This window comes from Thalassotalea euphylliae, from assembly GCF_003390335.1.
Classification (GTDB): domain Bacteria; phylum Pseudomonadota; class Gammaproteobacteria; order Enterobacterales; family Alteromonadaceae; genus Thalassotalea_F; species Thalassotalea_F euphylliae_B.
Genome location: NZ_QUOU01000001.1, coordinates 692800 through 716467 on the forward strand (window position 1 = coordinate 692800; position 23668 = coordinate 716467).

13 protein-coding genes are annotated in these 23668 nt (G+C 45.9%); 7 read left to right on the forward strand and 6 right to left on the reverse strand.

Annotation, left to right across the window (positions count from 1 at the left end; all coding sequences use genetic code 11):
* Positions 1 to 104 precede the first annotated feature (104 nt).
* Positions 105 to 2696: a putative bifunctional diguanylate cyclase/phosphodiesterase gene (locus DXX93_RS03025; RefSeq protein WP_116006751.1), complete on the forward strand. Its 2592-nt coding sequence runs from the start codon at positions 105 to 107 to the stop codon at positions 2694 to 2696.
* A 71-nt stretch (positions 2697 to 2767) separates the two neighbouring features.
* Here DXX93_RS03025 and DXX93_RS03030 read toward each other — a convergent pair whose 3' ends face one another.
* Positions 2768 to 4288, reverse strand: coding sequence for a sensor histidine kinase (locus DXX93_RS03030; protein ID WP_116006752.1), 1521 nt, complete (start codon positions 4286 to 4288; stop codon positions 2768 to 2770).
* Positions 4288 to 5001 carry a response regulator transcription factor gene (locus tag DXX93_RS03035; RefSeq protein WP_116006753.1) on the reverse strand — a complete coding sequence of 238 codons (714 nt, stop codon included), beginning with the start codon at positions 4999 to 5001 and terminating at the stop codon, positions 4288 to 4290. The genes DXX93_RS03030 and DXX93_RS03035 overlap by 1 nt, the downstream gene beginning before the upstream one ends.
* Before the next feature lie 818 nt (positions 5002 to 5819).
* Between DXX93_RS03035 and DXX93_RS03040 the strand changes: the two genes are divergently transcribed.
* Positions 5820 to 8051 carry a dehydrogenase E1 component subunit alpha/beta gene (locus DXX93_RS03040; protein ID WP_116006754.1) on the forward strand — a complete coding sequence of 744 codons (2232 nt, stop codon included), beginning with the start codon at positions 5820 to 5822 and terminating at the stop codon, positions 8049 to 8051.
* A gap of 87 nt (positions 8052 to 8138) precedes the next feature.
* Here DXX93_RS03040 and galK read toward each other — a convergent pair whose 3' ends face one another.
* From galK to glpK, 4 genes are all read right to left on the reverse strand, one after another.
* Complete coding sequence (gene galK, locus DXX93_RS03045; RefSeq protein ID WP_116006755.1) at positions 8139 to 9290, reverse strand: galactokinase; 1152 nt, start codon at positions 9288 to 9290, stop codon at positions 8139 to 8141.
* A gap of 106 nt (positions 9291 to 9396) precedes the next feature.
* Positions 9397 to 10452 carry a UDP-glucose--hexose-1-phosphate uridylyltransferase gene (locus DXX93_RS03050; RefSeq protein ID WP_116006756.1) on the reverse strand — a complete coding sequence of 352 codons (1056 nt, stop codon included), beginning with the start codon at positions 10450 to 10452 and terminating at the stop codon, positions 9397 to 9399.
* Between the two features lie 84 nt (positions 10453 to 10536).
* On the reverse strand, positions 10537 to 11562 hold the full coding sequence (galE, locus tag DXX93_RS03055) for a UDP-glucose 4-epimerase GalE (protein WP_116006757.1): 1026 nt from the start codon (positions 11560 to 11562) through the stop codon (positions 10537 to 10539).
* 415 nt (positions 11563 to 11977) lie between these two features.
* Positions 11978 to 13453, reverse strand: coding sequence for a glycerol kinase GlpK (gene glpK, locus DXX93_RS03060; RefSeq protein ID WP_116006758.1), 1476 nt, complete (start codon positions 13451 to 13453; stop codon positions 11978 to 11980).
* Positions 13454 to 14030: 577 nt separating this feature from the next.
* On the opposite strand from glpK, the gene glpD reads away from it, so the two are divergent.
* The 5 genes from glpD to DXX93_RS03085 all read left to right on the forward strand — a co-directional run bounded on the left by glpD (position 14031) and on the right by DXX93_RS03085 (position 23587).
* Complete coding sequence (glpD, locus tag DXX93_RS03065; protein WP_116006759.1) at positions 14031 to 15518, forward strand: glycerol-3-phosphate dehydrogenase; 1488 nt, start codon at positions 14031 to 14033, stop codon at positions 15516 to 15518.
* A 74-nt stretch (positions 15519 to 15592) separates the two neighbouring features.
* Positions 15593 to 18310: a TonB-dependent receptor gene (locus DXX93_RS03070; protein WP_116006760.1), complete on the forward strand. Its 2718-nt coding sequence runs from the start codon at positions 15593 to 15595 to the stop codon at positions 18308 to 18310.
* A 199-nt stretch (positions 18311 to 18509) separates the two neighbouring features.
* Positions 18510 to 20027 (forward strand): tryptophan halogenase family protein, encoded by a 1518-nt coding sequence (locus tag DXX93_RS03075; protein ID WP_116006761.1) that lies wholly within the window; start codon positions 18510 to 18512, stop codon positions 20025 to 20027.
* A gap of 101 nt (positions 20028 to 20128) precedes the next feature.
* On the forward strand, positions 20129 to 20914 hold the full coding sequence (locus DXX93_RS03080; protein WP_116006762.1) for a SapC family protein: 786 nt from the start codon (positions 20129 to 20131) through the stop codon (positions 20912 to 20914).
* Positions 20915 to 21445: 531 nt separating this feature from the next.
* Positions 21446 to 23587: an alpha-galactosidase gene (locus DXX93_RS03085; RefSeq protein WP_116006763.1), complete on the forward strand. Its 2142-nt coding sequence runs from the start codon at positions 21446 to 21448 to the stop codon at positions 23585 to 23587.
* The last annotated feature ends 81 nt before the right edge of the window (positions 23588 to 23668 follow it).

Below are 23668 nucleotides of genomic sequence, written 5' to 3' on the forward strand. Positions count from 1 at the left end.
ATGATTCCACTCACATTGTAAGTAATTAACAAGCGTGAGCTGTGTAACTACCATAGCGTAAGCGAGGTGGTTGGCCAGTTCGCCTTACCTGAACCAAAGTATTTATGACTAACGATTTAGCGCAATTTTTCGGTATTCAATCTAGCCAAGGTCGCTACCGCCACGCTTTACAAAGTATTCAAGAAAAATTTAACCCAAGCCATTGCTTTATCGGCAAGTTTGTTGATAACGACAAAGTGCGTACTGTGCTGCATTTGGCAGATGGCAAAGAAACCAACAACTTTATTTATGAACTAACTGGCACGCCTTGTGCCGAGGCGAAAAAGTCGTTGGGTACTTGTTGCTATCGCGGTGACGTACAAACCAAATTCCCAAGTGATGCGGCATTAAAAGAATGGCAGATAGAAAGCTATATTGCCGTCACTATTCGCTCGTTCAACGATAAACCAGTGGGGATATTGGTTTGCTTATTCGATCAAGCAATGGATATAACTGCCAGCGAACAAGCTTGGTTTCGCGAAGTGGGTTATTTGATAGGTGCTGAATTTAAATATGAATTGAATACCTTTGAGAATCAGCAATTGGTGTCACACCTTTCACTAGGTGAATCGCTCGCTAAACTCTGTACGGTTGAATGGCGTTTGGGATCTGACTATGTACTTGCCAGTGATTACGCCTATCAGCTGTTTGGCTTGCCTAAAGGTCAGCAGCTAACTCGTCAAGAGTTGTTGGCGTTAATTGACCCGCGAGAGCATCAAAAAGTGAATGATCAATTAGCCGCGGTGGAAGACGAAACCGTTAACCGGTTTGATATGGAAGTGCAAATTTGTACCCCAGCGGATGAGCTCAAGCAACTAAAAGTGTTGGGGGTGACTAAGCAAGACAGCTTAACCGGTGAGTTGATAGTGCAGCTGAGTATTCAGGACATCACCGAAGAAAAGCGTCTTAACCGTCACTTAATGTTATCAAATATGGTCTTGGCCAATTCATCAGAAGCGGTAATGATCACTGATAACAACAATAAAATTATTTGGGTGAATAAAGCGCTTGAAACACTGACAGGCTATCAAGAAGACGAGCTAATTGGTAAAGATCCCGCCATTTTTAGCTCGGGTAAACAAGACAGTGCTTTTTATCAGGCGATGTGGGAGAAGTTGTTAGCCGATGGCATTTGGCGTGGTGAAATCATTAACCAACGCAAAAATGGCGAAGTGTTTCCCGAAGAGTTGGTTCTTAACTTAGTGCGAGATCAATACGGGCAAATCAGTCATTACGTTGCGCTGTTTCGCGATATTACCGAGTGGAAGGAAACTGAACGGCGATTAACCTTCTACGCCAATAAAGAGCCACTGACGGGCTTGGCAAATCGCCGTGCCTTTATCGAGCAAGTGGAACAGCAAGTGGCACTGAGTAACCAAGCAGAGTTGCCTTTTGTTGTCTTATTTGCTGATATTGATCGCTTCAAAGAAATTAACGACATTTACGGCCTGCAAACCGCCGATTGGTTGTTAAAACAAGTGGCCTCAAGATTACAGCAATTACTTGATAGTGCCGAGCTGGTTTGTCGTTACGGCGCTGATGAGTTCGCGTTTATGTTGCCAAACCACGATCTCTCGCAAGCACAACATTTTGCCGAGCGCGTGCAAGCAACAATTGCTGAGCCGTTTTATTTAGATCAGCTTGTCCTTCAGATCAGCATTAGTTTGGGCTTGGCTGAATACTCAGCAAACCGCCCCTTATTGTGCGATCCTGGAGAGGATAAGGTCTGTGAGCAAGGTGCTTCTTCAGATGCTATTGCTACCGCGCTGCTACGCGATGCTAGCTATGCCATGCTGCGCGCGAAAGAGTCAGCTAAGCAAGAGGGCAGTAGCCACGCAACGATTGGCATTCACGACACACAATTACAGCAGCAATACTTACGCCGTTTAGCGATTCGCGATCAGTTAAAAGTTGCCTTGAGCGAGCAGCAACTGACTGTTAACTATCAGCCGATTATTTGCGCGCAATCACAAAAAATTGAAAAGTTTGAAGCCTTGGTACGCTGGCATGATGCAAACCTGGGTTTTGTTTCACCCGGCGAGTTTATTCCGATTGCCGAAGAATTCGGTTTAATTACGCAACTTGGGCAGTTTGTGTTAGAGCGCGCTTGCCAAGACTTGCGAGCCCTACATCAGCTTGGCTACACGGACATTAGCTTTAGTATTAACCGCTCTATCAATGAGTTTCGCACCGATAATGATCAAGTGCAGTTGGTCACGCAGGCGATAAACGCCGCTGAAATACCTGCCGACTCGATTGTGATTGAGATCACCGAATCGGTGGCAATGTCATCCAATCATTACGTTAATGAGGCTCTGGCAAAGTTAAAGGAGAGTGGAGTAAAAATTGCGTTAGATGATTTTTGTACCGGCTTTTCGTCCTTGAGTAACTTGATTGAATACCCAGTCGATATTCTAAAAATCGATAAGTCTTTTGTCGATAATATCTTAACCGAGTGCAACCAAAGTCTGTTGACACAAACCTTAGTTAGTTTAGCAGAAAAGCTTGATATGCAAGTGATTGCAGAAGGGGTGGAAACGCTTGAGCAGCTGGAGTGCTTACGTGATTACGGCTGTAACCAAATCCAAGGCTACTTCTTTAGTCCTGCAGTTGCTATCGATAGCTGCATTGAGTTACTCACCCAAGAGCGCGCTTAATACGCGCTCACTTAATTTACGTGCTAAATACTCATTTTCGTCAAAATAAGGCTTGCTCGCCTAAATAAGGACTACCTCACCTGTGCTAGGGTGAGTGAAAATGCACTGCCTTTTCCCAACTCACTGCTAACACTGAGATCGCTGTTGAGCAATTGGCTCAGCCGCTTACTGATGGCTAGCCCGAGACCCGCGTGCTGATTTTTCTCACCGCGGGCGTTACTCGCTCGGTATCTGGCATCAAAAATATAGGCTAAGTCTTTTTGATGAATGCCAGTGCCTGTGTCAACTACACTAATTCTCAATTTGTCTTCCAACGGCGTAATTTGCACATTGATATTACCGTCTTCTGGGGTGTGGCGCAGGGCATTCTCAATTAAGTTCGTTAAGATTCGCTCTAGCTTGGCGATGTCTGAGAAGACAACGCGCTCACAGTGCTCCGGTAAGAGCGACAAATTAATCCGTTTTTGATTGGCTTTTAACGCAAACTTGGCAATGATATCGTGCAGTAGCTCACCAACAGCAAAGGCTTCGTTATTGACCGAGACTTGCCCGTCTTCTAAGTGCGCTAACTCAAAAATTTGATCGATAAGCAGTTTGAGCTGCTCAACGTTTCTCAATGCGGTATTGATGTACTGCTGGCGTTGCTCACTATTGAGTTCATCATTTTTTATCGATAAGGTTTCCACATAACCTTTCATCGCCGCCAATGGCGTTCTTAGATCATGTGACAGGTGAGCCAGCAACTCGCGGCGAATTTTATCGTTGTGTTTAAGCTGCTGGAACTGACTGTTAATTTGCTCCACCATAGCGACAAAGTTGGCGCCCAGCTGCTCTACTTCATTTTGTTTGCTACCTCGCTCAGCTTGGCGGTCGTCATCACGCGTAAACTCTCGCCAATGATCTAAGGCAATTTTGTCTTGATCAAAGTTGGCGGCGCGAATGGCATTTATATCGCGCACTAGGCGGCGAATAGGGCTCGTAAAACTGCGGAACAACATCAACAATAAAATCAGCAGTAACAGTAAGCTCCCGCCGAGTAACGATAAATGCTCAAGTAGCTGCTGGTCTGATTTTACTTTGGCGTAGGTAGAATCGTATATTTCACCACCGATGATCACATACAAATAGCCTTGCAGTTTTTCGCCTTTGTAAACGGGCGCGGCAGAGAAGATTTTTTTGCGTGATAAATGGCGCGGGTCATCACCGAAAATAGGCACTTGATGGGGCGCATCAATAAGCTGAGAGATGGGCGTTAAGTCGACCGACTCGCGTTTTATTTTATCGGGCTTGGCGGAGTAGGTGAGAATTTTGCCGTTTGGGTCGAGAAAGTAAAACTCAAACGCAGGCCCCAATAACATCAGCGTATGAAACAAATTTTCTAGCGCGGGTTTGTCGTATACACCATCTTGCAATAGTGGGTTGTCTTGCGCTAAGTGCTCTGCTAATTCAATATGGAGTTTCTGCTCCGCCTGAAACTGCGAGTGTTGGGCAAGTGAGCTACTCCACCAAAAAAATAAATAACCCAGCAGTGCAAAGGTCAGGGTGACGGAAATTGCCAGCCGCTGGTAGAGGGAATTGGCAATCACTTTCATCAATGCACTCCTGCTGAATTAAGTTTATAACCGACACCCCAAACCGTTTGAATGATTTGCGGCTGGGTCACGTCTTTTTCCAGTTTGTTGCGCAAACGATTGATGTGTGAATTGACCGTGTGCTCATAACCGCTGTGGTGATAGCCCCACACGGAATCAAGCAATTGGCTGCGTGAAAATACCTGATCAGGATGTTTGCCTAAAAAGCTCAGTAGTTCAAATTCAGTTGAGGTTAAATTGATCGAATTATCGTGATAGGTCACTTTGTGACATTGATGGTCGACCATCAGCTTGCCAATACAGGTCACGGCTTTCACTTGCGACGGTACGGCGATACTTTGCAAGCTGTGAACGCGCCTGAGCTGTGCTCTCACACGGGCTTGTAGCTCGCGTACGCTAAACGGTTTTGCCATGTAGTCGTCGGCGCCAAGCTCTAACCCCAATACTCGATCAGTTTCTGAGCTGCGTGAGGTTAGCATCATAATTGCTTGCAGTGGTTTGGCTTCGCGCAGTTGTCGGCAAATATCTAAACCGCTCATGTCGGGTAACATAACGTCGAGAATTACCAATTGATAGTCTTGGCTAAGCGCTTCGGCTAGCCCTAGTTTTCCGGTGTGACATTTATCTGGAGTTAAACCAAGTTCATGCATATGTACAGCAATTAGCTCAGCAATATCTTGTTCGTCTTCAATGATCAAAATTTTGTCAGTCATAATCCCTGGCCACCAGTTGGCAATTGCCAACTGCCTAATCTATTTGTGTTATAAGAAAACTCACTATTGGTTGCGCAAGCAATCTGATTGCCGCATCACCAAGTCTTTTCATCCATCACATACTGTTACCAATTGAAATAGCTAAGTCATCATTCAGCAATACTCAATGGTTAATACAACATCAAAACCTGATGAAATGCTCGATATGAGCAACGCCTTTTCATCATTAATGATAGATGTAAATTCCTAAGACCGGACAACATCGCATTTATATTCACTTGTTTGTGCTACTTTTTTCACAATGTATTTACCAAGCTCGTATTTATTGATTGCCAACATTACTTGGCGAGCGCTTGCCTTCGATTAGGCGTGACTTTGCACTAAGCGTGATTTTGCCAAGAGCAAGGTGTGATCAATATCTCTTAGCAGATAGTGCGCCTCAGTCGCATTTTATGCCACCGCAATAAAGCAACTACATCGAGCGCACATGCCAGCGCGAGCATTGTTAGTCAGGTATCAGCTAATAAGGTGTCAATGTCAAAAAGGTGTTGTTAAAAAGGTGTTGTTAAAAAGGTGCTAGCTAGTTGGTTAAATAAAGCCAAGAGACATAAGCGAATTAGCGGCCAGGCAGTTTCACTTAGTCACACAGCAAGCACCTAGCTAGTACCTTGAACACTATCAATGATGACGGATAGATATTGCGTTGCCATTGCAAAGTGGTCACAAAAGAATCACGTTTTTATCACAATGAATTTGCGATTGTGCCGATCAGAAACTAGCGTTATTAAATGAATGATTGTTGACTAAGTACTTGATAAATGAGTGATAGAAATCAAATAGTGAAAGAAAATTTTGCGCGCTGTGTGCGCACAGGAGCATTACCAGCCCTAACGTATTCACAATCTCCACAATCGGTTGGCCTCAGTGATAGTGAATTGGTGGATATGTTTAGCACGCAAGTGATGAGCCGCCACTTGGATTTGCAATCGCGAGTCATGCAAAAGCTAGGGCAGAGCTTTTACACCATTGGCAGTGCTGGGCACGAAGGCAATGCCGCTTACGGCAAAGCGTTTCGCGCTGACGATATGGCATTTTTACACTATCGCAGTGGTGCCTTTTGCCTGCAAAGAGCCAAGGAGGCAACCGGCCATGCGCCGCTTTACGAAATGTTATTGTCATATGCCGCGAGCAGTGAAGATCCGGTTTCTGGTGGTCGTCATAAAGTACTGGGCTCAAAAGCGCACAATATCCCCCCGCAAACCAGTACGATTGCTTCGCATTTACCAAAAGCAATGGGGACGGCATTCTCGATTGGCTTAGCTCAACGGCTAAATTTTAATGGTAAGCTGGCGAGCGATAGTATTGTTATTTGTAGCTTTGGTGACGCCTCGGCCAACCACTCGACAGCGCTTGGCGCTATCAATAGCGCTGCCTGGTGCGCTTATCAATCTATTCCTATGCCCATAGTGTTTATTTGCGAAGACAACGGCATTGGTATTTCAACCGCAACTCCTCAAGGTTGGATTGCTGCAAATTTCAAACAGCGCGCAGGTATTCATTATCTTTATTGCGATGGCTTGAATTTAATGGATACCTATCAGGCAGCACGTAACGCCGCAAAAATTGCCAGAGCACAACAAAAGCCAGTGTTCTTGCACGTGCGCATGGTACGCTTGCTCGGTCATGCTGGCTCTGATACGGAATTTAGTTATCGCGATCTCGCGAGTATTGAGGAAACAGAGCGCCAAGATCCTTTGCTACACAGTGCAAAACTGTTACTCAATCACGGTATTATGTCGACAGCAAAAATTATTGAGCTCTATGAGGCAACGGCTGCGCATATCAGCGATCTTGCTGAGCAAGTAGCGCAGCAGCCTAAGTTGAGTAGTCCTGCGCAAGTCATGGCAAGTTTAATTCCCCAAGCAAAATCTACGAGTGAATTAGATTACCAGCGTGTAAGCCAGGCAATGCGCGACACTTTGTTTGCGCATGAACAGCACAATCTGGCTAAGCCGCAACACCTTGCCAAATTACTCAACTGGACCTTGATGGACGCATTGGCTGAGTTACCAAATATGGTGATGCTAGGCGAAGATATCGCGAAAAAAGGCGGCGTTTACAACGTGACGAGTAAACTTAACGAGCGCTTTGGTAGTAATCGCGTGATGAATACCCTGCTGGACGAACAATCGATCTTAGGTGGTGCAATTGGCTTGGCACATAATGGCTTTTTGCCCATCCCTGAAATTCAGTTTTTAGCCTATGTGCATAACGCCGAAGATCAAATTCGCGGTGAAGCGGCCACGCTGTCGTTTTTCTCCAACCAGCAATTTACTAACCCTATGGTGATTCGCATTGCTGGCCTTGCTTATCAAAAGGGCTTTGGTGGCCATTTTCACAACGATAATTCCTTTGCCGTCTTTCGCGATATTCCGGGCGTGATTTTAGCTTGTCCGTCAACTGGCGCAGACGGTGTCCAGATGCTGCGCACTTGTATCAAGCTTGCTCACGAGCAGCAGCGAGTGGTGGTGTTTTTAGAGCCAATCGCCTTGTATATGACAAAAGATCTCTTGCCAAGCAAAGCTAAAAGCGATGGCTTGTGGATGTCCCACTATCACTATCAAGCTTTGGCTGAGCACACAATTGATATGGGCATCAAAGTACATCCTCCGATAAATACAACAGGTGCTACTTCATTGAGTATTGTGACGTATGGCAATGGCTGTTATTTATCGCGCCAAGCACAAGTCTTGCTTGCTGAGCAGGGCATTGATGTTTGTGTGGTTGATTTGCGATTTCTGGCGCCGCTCGATGAAGCTGGGCTGATTCACCAGTTGAGCGAATGTGAAAAAGTGCTAATTGTTGATGAATGCCGAGCGAATGGCTCCATTAGTGAGGCATTAGTGACCTTGCTCACCGAGCACACAGTGATTACAGACATCAAGCGAATTTGCGCGCAAGACAGCTTTATTCCACTTGGTAGTGCAGCTTATCAGGTGCTGCCCTCAACGCAGGAAATCGTCGATACCGTGATAAAATGGCTAAGGTGAAATGTGGATATACAAAGGTGAAGTAAGCAATAAATAACGTAATTACTTCACCGTAAATTTTTTCCGGAAATTTTCGCTGCGTAAGGTTTAGGAAACGGTATTTACCGCCAAACCAGTACCCGCCTGACAAACAAAAATATCAGCGTGTAAATCAAATTTTGGCTGGTATTCCCTTTCAACTGCGGCTTTAACCACGGCAATTTCGTCATCGCGACACAAACAAATCACTGCCCCACCAAAGCCGCCACCAGTCATACGCACCGCGCCTTTGCCCTCAAGCGCTCGGCTGATAATGTCAACAAGGCCATCGGTGGCAGGTACGGTGACTTCAAAGTTATCGCGCAGTGATTGGTGTGAGGCTGCCAATAAATCGCGCAGATCATCCATACTGTTGTTGGCTAATGCGGTAACCGTATCCACAACACGTTGATTCTCACTTAATACGTGAAACGCACGTTTGTATTCATTTTCAGTCAGCACGGCTTTGGTTTGCTCAAGCAAGGCCAAATTTGCTTGGCGAAGTGAACTTACCTGCATTTTTTGCGCAGCACCCTCACAGTCTAAACGACGTTGATTGTACTCACTTTCTACTAGCTTGCGCGGGTAGTTAGAGTTGACAATCACTAAGTTAAGGTCTTCTGGAATAAGCACTTTTTCTGTTGATAAGTCGTCACAGTCAATTTTTAGCGCATGGCCGGCTTCTGCTTGTGCAGAAATCAGCTGATCCATAATGCCGCACTGGCAGTGCATAAATTCATTTTCAGCTTGTTGACCAATTAAGGCGATAGTTTTGGTGTCTATCCTCAAGTTAAATGCTTGGTTAAATGCGCCCGCGATAGAAACTTCCAGCGCTGCTGAAGAAGACAAGCCCGCCCCTTGCGGCACATCACTACTAATTAACAGTTCGATACCGCCAAGTGCATAGCCGCGTTTTTTCAATACGTAGACTACCGCGCGAATGTAATTCCCCCATTGCGAATCACCTTGGGCGATATCGTTATCAATGCTGAAGCTGTCTTGCTCTCCCGGATAGTTGTTGGAATACACCACAACTTGCTTATCGTCACGGGTTTTAAATAAAACCTGAGTACTGAAATTGAGTGCACAGGGCAGCACATAGCCCAAGTTGTAGTCCGTAAATTCACCGATCAAGTTAACGCGCCCTGGCGCGACAGATAGTCCTTGCGCGGGGTGGCCAAATAACTGCTGAAAATCGGCTGTAAATTGATTGTTAGTCATTGCTAATACCTTGAGTGATCCTTTGCACAGTGCCTTAACTGAAATCTTAACTAACGCTTTAATTAACACCTTAACTAAAACGTTAGCTAACGTTAAAGCGCTGCGCTTAATCTTTGCCTTGTGCGGCTTGTTTATAATGTGTTGTGCTGGCTTTTTGTAAAATTGCGGCCGCGGTTTCTGCGCTCAAATCACGCTGGCTTTCCGCTAACATTTCGTAACCTACCATGTGCTTTTTCACTGTGGCTGAACGCAATAGCGGTGGGTAGAAATGCGCGTGCAGTCGCCAATGACTATCGTCAGCTAAATTCGTTGGCGCGCTATGCCAGCCCATTGAGTAAGGGAAGCTGCAATTAAATACGTTGTCGTAACGCGTTGTTAGCTCTTTGAGTAGGCGCGCCAGAGTTACCGCATGCTCGTCGCTTACTTGCCCAAATTGGCGAATATCCTGACGCGCGACAACGAGGGTTTCAAAAGGCCATGCAGCCCAAAACGGCACAACCGCAGCCCAGTGTTCATTGCTGCAAATAACCCGGGTGCCATCTGCTAGCTCTTTGTCGATATAGTTTGCCAATAACGGCGTTTGGTGGCGCCCATAGTAAGCTGCTTGATGTGAACCTTTCTTGCTGATTTCACTTGAGGTGTGCTGATGCGCCCATATTTGCCCATGCGGATGTGGCTGCGAGCAGCCCATGATTTCACCTTTGTTTTCAAAAATATGCACATTGGCGTAGGTGCTCGCCAGTTCCAAATAATTTTCACGCCAGGTGGTCACCACTTTGGTGAGTTCAGCAACTGAAAGTTGCGGCATGGTCTTGCTGTGATCGGGCGAGAAACAAACAACGCGACACTCACCACGGGCGGCTTCAAATGTGAATAACTCATCATCTGCAGCGCTGCCATTACTTTCTTTTGTTGTCTGTGAGTTAAGCGCACCAAAGTCATTTACAAACACAAAAGTGTCTTGATAGTCGGGATTCTTGGCATCGTTTGCTCGGTTGTTTCCCGGGCATAACGGGCAATCTTCCACATAACTTGGCAAACTTTCAGTACTTGCTTGCTCAGTCGCGCCTAACCAAGGGCGATTATTGCGGTGTGGTGACACTAGCACCCAGTCACCAGTTAGTGGATTTTTTCTGCGGTGCGTGTATTCAAATTCACTCATGTGTTGTTAACCTAACACTATGCTGATTAGGACATAGCATTTCTGTTGAAACGTGTTCGTTATAACAAAGGAATAGCTGGATATTTATTCGTCCAAGCCATTCGGGTAATTAGTTTGCCAGCGCCAAGTGTCAGCCGTCATGGCATTAATATCGCGTTTTGCCTGCCAGCCAAAACCTTGTTTGGCAAGACTCGCATCAGCGTAGTTACAGGCAATATCACCGCTGCGGCGCGGTGCCAGCTGGTAGGGTATGTCAACCCCAGAGGCAACTGAAAATGCCTTGATCATCTCTAATACCGAGTAGCCTTCACCGGTACCAAGGTTGTAAGCATAGCTGCCAGTACCTGCTTGCTCGTGATTGAAGTGATGGCTAAACGCAGCCACATGGCCATCCGCCAAATCGCTGATGTGAATGTAGTCGCGTACCCCCGTACCGTCAGGCGTGTCGTAGTCATCCCCAAAGACGCTGACATGTTCGCGGCGACCGACCGCCGTTTGTGCGATAAATGGCATCAGGTTGTTAGGAATGCCTTTTGGAGATTCGCCAATTAGGCCACTTTTATCGGCGCCTACCGGGTTAAAATAGCGCAGTGCAATGGTTAACCATTCGCCATCGCTGGCGGCCAAGTCGTTTAATGCTTGCTCCACCATGACTTTGCTCCAACCGTAAGGATTGGTCGACGAAATCGGGTGCTGCTCGTCAATTGGTAAGTATTGAGGGTCGCCATAAACCGTGGCCGACGAGCTGAAAATCAGCTTTTTGACATTAAGTTCGGACATCACTTCGATCATCGTCAGCGTTTTCGCGACATTATTTTGATAATAGCGAATAGGCTGCTCGGTGGATTCGCCGACGGCTTTTAGTGCAGCAAAATGGAATACTGCTTGGATATGGTGATCGTTAATAGCAGCGGATAGGGCGTCTTTATCGCCAATATCGGCGACGATGTAGTCAAAGTGATGACCTGTGATCTGTGCTAATTGGTCGATAACCTTAACGCTCGCGTTTGACAGATTATCGTAAATCACAGGTGTGTAGCCAGCTTGATGCAGCGCAATACAGGTATGGCTGCCGATATAGCCCATACCACCGGTAACAAGAACCTTCACAGTACTTTCCTGATGCTAAAGAATTTGCCTTGATGAGGCCACCAGCGCGGTAACTTCATGGCTAACTAGGTATTTATAGTATAAATACTACTATTGCGAAAGTTGGCTCGCAAGCCATTTTTTAAGCAGCGATGGGATTGTACTTGCTAGTTATCACCAAGGGTGAAGCAAGTATTGAACAGAAAATAAAGCTAACTTATTGATATCGAAATAAGAAAGCTTGGTTAGGCTGCACCTAAGGACCGTTACTCATGGCTAATGGTTCTTTTAGCTGTTGCTAAATCATTAGCGATTAAGCCAATAGCTGTTAAGCATCAACTCAAAGCATTAACTGTTCAGCCTATTGGCGCTAAACCAATCGTGGCTAAAGTTGGCCGTTAAACATGAGCAATAAAACTGCGCTCGAAGATAAAACTTACTTCTTTAAGACGCGGGCAACGGCGTCTTGCCAGCCGTGCAGTAACTTTTCACGTTGCTCGCTCGACATTTTCGGGGTGAGCTGAGTGTCTGACTGCCACAGTGACTGAATATGCGCTAAAGAGTCATAAACGCCAGCTTGCAAGCCCGCCAGATAAGCGGCGCCAAGCGCAGACGTTTCCACTGTTTTTGGACGGTCGATTTGCACATCTAAAATATCCGCGAGAAATTGGATAAACCAGTTATTCGCTGCCATACCGCCGTCAACCCGCATTTGCTTGATGGCGATACCGTCTTTGGCAATCGCTTGGGTTAGGTCATCCGTTTGGTAACACACCGATTGCAAGCCGGCAGAGACAATCTCGTTTATACCAGTAGCGCGAGTAAGGCCAAAAATCGCACCGCGCGCCTCCGGATCCCAATAAGGGGCGCCAAGACCGGTAAAGGCTGGCACAAAATAAATACCAGAATCAACAGATGTGCTGGTGGCAATGGCTTCCGTTTCTTTCGCAGAGCTAACCATATTAACGCCGTCACGTAACCATTGAATTGCTGCACCTGCGACAAAAATACTGCCTTCTAGTGCGTAATGGACTTTGCCATTGATTTGATAGCCAATCGTGGTGAGCAGGCGATTGTTCGATGTTAATGCTTGCTCGCCAGTATTGACCATTAAAAAGCAGCCTGTGCCATAGGTACTTTTGGCGGTACCCGGCGCAAAACACGTTTGCCCAAATAGTGCCGCTTGCTGATCGCCGGCGATCCCTTGAATGGCAATAGTACCGCCAAACACGCTGGTTTCACCGAAATCAAATGCGCTGTCGCAAACCTGCGGTAACAGCGACTTGGGGATATCCAGCAGTGCCAGTAGAGCGTCATCCCAGCAGCCTTGATGAATGTTGTAAAGCATAGTGCGTGAGGCATTGGTGGCATCGGTGTAATGTGATTTACCCTGAGTGAGGTGCCATAAAATGAAGGTATCGACGGTACCAAAAGCAAGCTTCCCTTGCTCAGCCAGCGCTCGTGCACCGTCAACATTGTCCAGTATCCACTTAATTTTAGTGGCAGAAAAATAAGGGTCGATTAACAACCCCGTTTTTTCCGTGATCATCTCGCTGTGGCCAGCATTAACCAGCTCAGTGCAGTAATCGGCCGTACGTCTGTCTTGCCAAACCACAGCGTTGTAGATTGGCTGACCAGTCTCGCGGTGCCAAACTAAAGTGGTTTCACGCTGGTTGCAAATACCGATACTGGCGATTTGTTCAGGCGCTACGTTGGTCTGTGCAAGTAGTGTTTTTGTCGTGCCTATGACGGTTGACAAAATATCGTCTGGGTTGTGCTCAACCCAACCATTTTCAGGGTAGTGTTGGGTAAATTCCTGTTGAACACTGTCGATTAATTCGCCTTGTAAGTTGAATAAAATTGCGCGTGAGCTAGTGGTACCTTGGTCGATCGAAAGTAGGTATTTTTCCATAGCCGCCTCTTGTATAAGATGATAAATATGATTATTTATCTTAAACCTAGCTTGAGCTAAGTCAACTAATTAGCGATGGTGAAGTGATGTTAGCCTTGGCGATTATTGTTAATCGACAGCTGTTGGTAAAAGTTGTGTTTCAGTTCAATGGAATGTATTCAATTCTTTGCTTATAAGTGATTTAACAGCGACTTGTGCGGCATTATTGATTTTGCTTTTCATGTAAAAAAGTGGAGCGACCATTCTCTGCAATCAATGCCTTGCTTACATGGATGTAGGTACTTAGGTTATGCATGGAGCATACAACCTATGCCTCTAAGCCTGTTAATTCTCGCTGAATGATTAAATAGTTATTTCAATTGGTATATGTAACGCTTAGCTCGGGCTTTAGTAAAAACCATTGGTAACAAAGCAGGGTAGCGCAGAGCAAATCAACAAAAGCTATCACGAAATCGCGCTAAAGCTAGTGCTGGTTGTTTTTTAAACAAGGTGCTTTGTCATATTGATTATATTTATCATATAAATTATATTTATTGCACGTTCTAAAACTATTTTGAGCAATAGAGTGGCGAGTTAGATGGATGTAACAGAAACAATTTACGACGCCTTGGTTGTTGGCGGCGGCATTAACGGTGTTGGTATTGCCAATGACGCCGCTGGTCGTGGATTGAACGTGCTGCTGTGCGAAATGAACGACCTTGCATCAGCCACTTCAAGTGCGAGCAGCAAGCTCATTCACGGTGGCTTGCGCTACTTAGAGTATTACGAATTTGGTTTAGTGAAAAAAGCACTGGCTGAACGTGAAGTATTACTGAAAAACGCGCCACATATTATCTCGCCATTGGTGTTTCGCCTGCCGCATCAACCGCATTTACGACCCGCTTGGATGATTCGCGCTGGTTTGTTTTTATATGACAACCTGAGCAAGCGCATTACCTTACCCAAATCACGCGCTATCAAGTTCGACCAGCAATCACCACTTAAATCAGATATTAAAAAAGGGTTTGAATACGCGGATGCCTGGGTGGATGACGCCCGATTAACCGTCCTCAATGCGCTGTCAGCGAAAGCGCAGGGCGCGACAATTTTAACTCGGACACAGTTAGTTGCCGCGGAATCTATCGACGGCGTTTGGCATTTATCATTGCTCAACAAGGCGACTGGTGACACCATCACAGTGCGCAGTAAAAGCTTAATTAATGCGGCTGGCCCTTGGGTTGAAAACATTACCGGTAACGTGGTGAAAGAGCACACGCATGGCCTGCGTCTAGTAAAAGGTAGCCACATTGTTGTCCCGCGTATTCACGAAGGCGAACACGCCTATATTTTACAAAACGAAGATCAACGTATCGTGTTTGTGTTGCCCTTTGAACAAGACTACTCACTGGTCGGTACAACTGATGTCGATTACCAAGGCGATCCGCAAGATGTAGCCATTGAAAGCGCTGAAATTGATTACATTATCGGTATTACCAATCACTATTTTAAGCGCCAAATTAGCCGTGACGATATCGTGCACACTTTCTCCGGCATTCGCCCATTACTGCACGATGAAGCGGAAGACGCCAAAGCGGTTACCCGCGATTACACCATAGAATTAATCACCGAAGGCCACGCGCCTTTGGTCAATATTTACGGCGGCAAAATCACCACTTATCGCACTTTGGCGGAAGCCGCTGTCGACAAACTCACCCAAGTGTTCCCACATATGAAACCCGCCTGGACGAAGCAAGCGGCGCTACCAGGGGGCGACTTTACCGACCGTGCATCACTGGCAGCAACTTTGCGCGGTGGCTTTGGTTGGCTGGCGGAAACCTTGATCGCTCGCTACGTTAGGACTTACGGGACAATTGCCCTGCATTTTTTAAAGGGATGCGAGTGTTTACATGACTTGGGTGAAGACTTTGGTGCAGGTTTATACCAGAAAGAATTGGATTATTTAGCCGAGCAAGAATGGGCTAAAAGTGTCGATGACGTGATCTGGCGTCGTACGAAATTAGGATTACTGCTAAGCGAAACACAACAACAAAACATAAGCCAATATTTGGCAGCGCGTAGCCAGTAACTACTTAATAAATAAAGCATTAAAAACGTTTAAAACACAGAAAAAACAACAAGCAAGTACAAAAGGGGAGATATATGTTAAACCTAGGAAAACGCACTGCTTTGGCAGTCGCTATTTCAGGTGCTTTGGGCGGCTACTCGCAAGTAGCAATTGCTCAAGATGCAGCTGAAAGTGACGTTGAGGTGATCACAGTTACTGGTATGCTAAGTAGCTTGAAATCGTCAATGTTAGACAAAAAAGAATCTGATGTTGTGTCAGACGGGATCGCCGCGGAAGATTTGGGTAAATTCCCGGATCTGAACGTTGCCGAGTCTTTACAGCGTATTACAGGTGTTTCAATTGACCGCAGTGGTGGTGAAGGCCAGCAAGTGACGGTTCGTGGTTTTGGCCCACAATTTAACACTGTGTTAGTGAATGGCCGCCAAATTGCGACGGATAGTGCCGGCCGTGAATTTAACTTTGATATTATCGCTGCCGACCAAATCACTGGCGCTGATATTTTCAAAACCTCAACCTCGACGCTACAAGAAGGTGGCATTGGTGGTACGATCAACGTATCAACTGCCCGCCCGTTCGACTACGATGGCTTACAATTGGTTGGTTCATTAAAAGGCATGTATGAAAGCTTGTCTGAAGAAACCTCGCCAAGCGCTTCATTTTTAGTGAGCAATACGTTTAACGACGATACCATGGGTGTGTTACTTGCCGTGACCCATTCTGAGCGTGACGTACAAATTAACCGCATTGAAACCGCCGGTTGGCGTGGCGGTCAAACGATTTCAAATAACCGTGATGGCGTGCTGTTCACGAATGCATACATCCCGCGTAACTGGGACCAAATTGTTGACCAACAAGAACGCACACGTACCAACGCTAGCCTGGTTTTCCAATACGCGCCAAGTGATGATGTGACGATCTCGTTAGACGGTTTCGTGTCTAAATTTGAAGTTGAGTCGCAAGTGACTGACTTAGCATCATGGTTTGAACCTGATCGCGTTGGCTCGGCAACCATCGACCCGGAAACTGGCACCTTATTGCAGTTTACGCAAGATGTTGGTTTATTTGAAAGTAGTGGTAACCCGGCAACTGATTTTGTATCACACACACGTAACTCACGCGATGTCTCGAATGATGGCTTTGGTTTACAGGTTGAGTGGCTGATTAACGACCAACTGGAAGCGACGTTTGACGTTTCAACGTCGTCAGCTGAAAACGATCGCGCTGGCCGTGACCGCTTTAACGTAGTGGGCATTATCAACAACTACCAATTTGATGGTACGGGCGGCACACCAACTGTTTCGCACGACGGTTTTGTTAATGGTGCATTGCCAGACGCCAACCTAGCTCGCTTACACTACAACGAAAAAGGCAATCAGTTTAGTGACGAAGATGAAATCACTGAATTAAAAGCTGATTTTGTATACGAAGCGGATGGCGATGTATTTGAAACCGCGCGCTTTGGTATTTACCGCCAAGAGCGTGAGAAGAAGAGCTTCCAAATTTTTGGTAACCAATGTCAATTCTGTGGTTACGGCACTCCAGCACCACTTGACGTGATTGACTTTAGAGAGTTTACCGCAGAAAACTACTTCTCTGGTTTAATTGATACTTTCTACACCTACGACGGTGATGCGTATGTTGATTACTTAGCCGACCAAGGCTTCCCGATTGTACCGACGTTACAAAACAACCGTTACACCGTAAACGAAGATATTACCTCATTGTACGCTGACTTTACGTTCGGTTTCGATCTAGATGATATGCCTGTAACCATTAACGTTGGTGCGCGTTACTCAACAACTGATGTTGAAGCAGAAGCGGTACAAAGTGACATTGTTAATGTTGTGCCGACGTCTGACCAAACGTTATTTGCTAACGTATTTGGCCCTGCGCGTGATATCTCAGAAAGCGGTTCATACTCAAACTTGCTACCGAGCTTAAACATTAAGTTAGAGCTACAAGATGATATGGTACTTCGCTTTGCTGCATATGACTCATTAACGCGCCCAACACTTTCGCAATTGTCGCCAGCGACGACCTTTAACGAGCCTCGCCGTCAAAACTTAACGGCTCAAGGTGGTAACGAGTCGTTAAAACCTTTCACTTCTGAAAACTGGGATATTTCTTACGAGTGGTACTACGGTGACGCGAGCTTGTTTAGCTTCGCTTTCTTCCACAAAGAAGTAGACGATTTCATCATCACGCGCACCGGTACCGAAACGTTTGACATGACGGGCCGTACCGCACCAGATTTTGCCTGTGAAGGCGAGTTCTGTTCAGACGCTGACGAGTTATCTGGTGCACAAGAAATTTACTCAGTAACACGTCCACAAAACTCGGAAGAAATCACAGTAACTGGTTATGAAGTGGCCTTAACACACATCTTCGAAAACGGTTTCGGTTTCACCGCGAATGCGACTATCGTTGATAGCGACACTGAGTTGGGTGAAGACCAATCAACAGCGTTCGCGCTAGAAGGTTTGGGTGATTCACAAAACTTAATTGTGTTCTACGAAGCGGATAACTGGCAAGCGCGTATCGCGTTCAACAACCGTGAAGGTTTCTTGCGTTTAGTGGACAACGGCTTCAACGGCGAACCAGTAAACACAGATACCTTTGGTCAGTGGGACATTAGTGCGAGCTACGATATAAACGAAAATATCTCGGTATTCTTTGAAGGTATTAACATTACTGAAGAAGAGCTAGTACAAACCGGTCGCTTTGCAAACCAAGTGTACAACATCGAAGATAACGGCTCGCGTTACGCTGTGGGTGTGCGCGCTAAGTTCTAAGCTGCACGTTTAGTTTTTAACAACTAAACAAAAGCTGATATAAATGGCCTGCTTGTTCGCAATCAGGCCATTTTTATAAAGTATTAAGCTTAGGTTCGCTATGAAATGTTATTCGACTGATGCTTCCTTTGCATATTAGGCAAAAGTATAGTGGGCAAAATAAGCACTAGTCTCGAGTGAACACTCCAAAGGATATTTTATGTCGCATCCGGTTAAAAATATTGTCATTGTGGGCGGTGGTACTGCTGGCTGGTTATCTGCAGCCGTCATTGCTTCGTATCATCAAGGCGCCAATGACGAACAGTTTCGCATTACCTTAGTCGAATCGTCTGACGTACCGACATTGGGGGTTGGCGAAGGGACTTGGCCAACCATGAAAAATACCCTGCGCCAAATTGGGTTAAGTGAGCGTGAAGTGTTTGCTCGCTGCCACGCAGCATTTAAGCAAGGTGGCAAATTTGTCAATTGGGTCCATGGCAACGGTGATTTTTATTATCACCCGTTCACTGTGCCCTTGGGATACGGCAAGCTCGATCTTGCCCCTTATGTTGAAAACGTCGAAAACTTTGCGATTGAATCAAATTTCCAACACCACATTTGCGAAGCTGGGTTAGCGCCAAGAGGGCACGCTGATCTCGACTACCAAGGGCCGTGCAATTATGCCTACCACTTAGATGCGGGTGAGCTGGCAACTATGCTTAAAGAGCACTGCACAGCAAAGCTGGGCGTCCACCACTTAGTAGATACTTTACAAGAGACTGTGATCGCCGAAGATGGCAGTATTGCCGCGATAGCACTGGAAAAAACAGGCCAACTCAGCGCTGATTTATTTGTCGATTGCACAGGTGCGCGCTCGTTATTACTTGGCAAAGCGCTTGGCGTAGGTTACCACTCACTTGACGATGTGCTGTTTAACGATAGTGCACTGGCGATGCAAGTGCCTTACGACAACGATGATAGCCCTGTTGCTTCTCATACCATAGCGACAGCGCAAGATGCAGGTTGGATTTGGGATATTGGCTTAACCCATCGTCGCGGGGTTGGTCATGTTTATTCAAGTCGCTTTACCAGTGATGATCACGCCGAAGCAAACTTGCGCAAATACCTAGGTAAAGCAGCTGAGGGGTTAACGGCGCGCAAGATCTCGTATAAGCCTGGCCACAGAGAAAAGTTCTGGCATAAAAACTGTGTGGCGGTTGGTATGGCTGCTGGCTTTGTTGAGCCGTTAGAAGCGACCGCGATTATGTTGATCGAACTGTCGTCGCGTTTTATTGGTGAGAATTTACCTGCGGATAAAGGGCTTATGCCGGTGGTGGCAAAACGCTTTAACCAACAAATGGACTATCGCTGGCAGCGCATTGCTGACTTCTTGAAGTTGCACTACATGCTGACTCAACGCCCAGAGCCATATTGGCAAGCCCATTGCGATGAAAGTACATTCCCACAATCGCTTAAAGATGACTTAGCTATTTGGCAATATCGCGGCCCAGCAACGAATGATTTTGATAGTGCGATTGAGTTATTCCCTGCGGCGAGTTATCAGTACGTGCTTTACGGTATGGAATTCAAGCCAGATTTTACCAGCCAAGCCTATTTGTACAATCAAGGGCAACAAGCGCAGCAATTGATCAGACGCAACCAGCAAATTACGCAGCAAATGTTACAAAACTTGCCTGCTCACCGCGCTTACATTGAACAGTGGCTGGCAACGGGTTAAGCCCTGATGGTTATTAAAAACGGGCTAGCTCAAACTGGTTGTGAACCCGCTTGATGAAAACCTAAAGATTACATTGACAACATATATAAAAAGAGAGAGTTATGACGGCATTAGTCGCCCTGAACAGCGAACAACATCAATCATTGTGTATAAAAGCCAATGCAGAGCTGGAATTCGCTGCCAGTCAACATTTACTCAGCTTAAAAGTACAAGAAGTTGGGCAAGCGGGGAGTAGTTTCCCGGTGTTCTTGATGAAAGATCCCAGCTCAGGTGTGTGGCGCATTTCGGCGGTTGCCAGCTTTGCTATGGGCACTAACTTGTTTGTTGAGTCAGGCCAGTGGCTTCCTGCGTTCAAGCCGTTAGCGATGCAAACCTTTCCTTTTTACTTAATGAAAGCTCCAGGTGAAGAAAAGGGTTATACCATAGGTATTAACCCAGCAAGTGCCGCCTTTTCTGAGCAAAAAACTCAAGCAGATCAAGCGATTTTCAGCTCATCCGGCAAGGCAAGCGCTCAGCTGATGCGCGTCACTCAGCTACTGGAAGCGAGTATCGAACAAGATATTCACACTTACCAATTTGGTCAGGCAATGCAGGAATTGGGCTTAGTCAAAGCCATTAACTTAGTTATTCATCGACAAGACGGCAGCCAAGAAACGTTACAAGGCTTATGCACTATTGACGAAGATAAATTGAATGCGCTTTCTGGCGAACAGTTAAAGTCCTTGAGTGAAAAAGGTTACTTGTCACCAATTTATGCGATGTTAACGTCAATTTACCAGTTAAACGCGTTAATCCGCCGAAACAATCGCCGAAACAAGCAAGACGCACGCTTTGGTGCGATTAAAGAAATCAAGATTGCCGTAAATTCCGGTAATACGTTTAGTTAATTGAGATAATTAACACAAGATAGTGTTTACTTGGTATTGGTGATAGTTTTAGGCTATCGCCAATACCGAATGTAGATATTGCCACGTTTATGTGACTGATAAGAAAGCGAAAAAGAATAAGTGGAAGCGAATTTTTAGTTTAGCTGCTCGTTAACCTAGCACTAGCCTAGCGCCAGAATGGCATCACTCCTTGAGCATTTCCCCGAGAGTTAACGAGTAGTCAGGCAAGCGGTAGCTATTTCTTTTCTTCAAAATACCCACTAAGCCCTTGGGAAATAATGTACAAATCTAATTCTCATCTAGAACAAATTAATTTATATTACAAATACGACAATAAGGCTGGTTTTTTCGGTAAAGTAAGCCATCCTTGATCCATTTGTATCCATTAGATTAATTGATGAAATTTCTCTAATAGTATTATCTTGGTTAGTGGTTACTTGCTATTGCCAAGTGTCAAGCAAGTACTCCAAAATTCACCAGTGGTTGAGTCTGTAAACAGGCTTAGCCAGTTGGCAGTGAAAGAGCATTGATATGAACAACAAACCTACGCATATTCATTTAGCAGGGCAACGCAGTAGCCTTATTATTAATGTAAGTGAACGCACCCCGCGCATTAGTTATTACGGGAAAAAGCTGTCGGCGCAATCGTCGGGTCAGATGATTGAGATGCTGGCAACTCGTCAAGAAGCCAAGTGTGCCGTGGTTAACGAGCCTCCTATTGCGCTAACACCGACTTACGGCAGTGGCTTTACCGGTCATGTTGGCCTTGAAATTGGAAACAATGACGATGCTTGGTCGTTTGGTGGCGACATCAGCGCAGTTGAGCAGTTAAATGAGCATCAAGTGGCGATTACCACCACCGACGAGGTGCGTCATTTATCCTTGTTACACGAACTGCGTATCTGTCCGAAAACGGATGTGGTTGAGTGTGCTACTTCACTCTTTAATAACAGCGATAGCGAATTAGCGGTGAACTGGTGTGCTGCGCCGACTTTCCAAGTCGCTGCCAGTTACACTGATATCATGGCGTTTGAAGGTCGTTGGTCAAACGAGTTTCGCCGTCAACACATTAAACGTTTTCTTGGCAGCTTTGTACGAGAAAATCGCAAAGGCAAAACCTCTCACGACAGCTTCCCCGGTTTGATCATGCACAAAACAACAACCGCTGAGCATCAAGGGGATTGTATTGGTTTCCACTTGGGTTGGAGCGGCAATCACAAGGTGATGAGCGAGTTATTGGCTGATGGTCGTGGTTTTGTACAAATGGGTGAGTTGCTATTGCCAAGTGAGTTAACACTTGCGCCAGGTGAATCGTATCAATCGCCGAAACTTTATGTCTGTTACTCCGACACGGGCTTTAACACCATGTCGAACAGCTTTCACACCTTTGTGCGCGAGCAGTTACTCAGCGATAAAGTGCTCAACAAGCCACGCCCAGTGCACTACAACACCTGGGAAGGGATTTATTTTGATCACGATACCGACACATTAGTGGAACTGGCTAAACAAGCGGCAGACATAGGCGCTGAACGTTTTGTCCTTGACGATGGTTGGTTTAACGGCCGCCGTGGTGATTATGCAGGGCTTGGTGACTGGTTTGTTGATAAGGAAATCTACCCAGAGGGTTTACAGCCGTTGATTGAGCAAGTGCTGGCAACGGGCATGGCGTTCGGTATTTGGTTTGAGCCAGAGATGATTAACCCAGACAGCGACTTGTATCGCAATCATCCGGATTGGGTTTTACAGACACGCGGCAACCCGCAAATTGGCTTTAGAAATCAATACGTATTGGATCTTACCAACCCTGCGGTATGTGATTACTTATTCAAATGTATCGACGATATTTTGCTGGAATACCCTGATATTAGCTATATCAAGTGGGATATGAACCGCGACGTTAACCAGCCGGGCAATGGCTTGGGCAAGCCTGCTATCCATCAACAAATGCTAGCGCTTTACGCCTTAATTGATAAGCTTCGCGCGAAACACCCCAATGTTGAGTTTGAAAGCTGCTGTTCCGGTGGTGGGCGTGTTGATTACGGTATTTTGGCGCACACCGATCGCGTTTGGACGTCTGATTCCAACGATGCCTTAGACCGCCTAGAAATTCAAAAGGGCTGCTCTTATTTCTTCCCGTCAAATGTCATGGGCGCACATGTTGGCCCGCGTGATTGTCATATCACGGGGCGCCGCGCCAATATTGAAATGCGCGCCGCTGTTGCCATGTTTGGGCATATGGGAATTGAAATGGATCCGCGCGAATTAACCGAGCAAGAACGCACGAGTTTAAAAGCGGCAATCGCACTGCACAAAGCCCATCGCGAATTGATCCACCAAGGCCAATTAGTGCGCCTAGATACTGATGGCAACTCGGTGGAATTTGGTATTGTTAATGCCGATAAATCAGAGGCGCTATTTTCGTATAACAGCGTGATTGAACCACTGCGCTATATGCCTAACCAATTTCTGTTCAAAGGGCTTGATGCGCAGAGCAAATATAAGCTTGATCTCGTTTGGCCATCGCAACGTGAAGACTTTAAAGAGTATTCCGAGTCAATTTTAGACCAAGCGTTAGGACAAACATTTAGCGGTGAATTACTTATGGAGCACGGTATGCAAATGCCAGTGCTATTCCCTCAAAACTCGCTTATCTTTAAACTAACCAAAGTTTAAGCACCTCAAGTTTAGATGTTTACCACAAACGCAAATTGAAAATAGCCTGATTTATCAGGCTATTTTTGTATGTAGCGACTG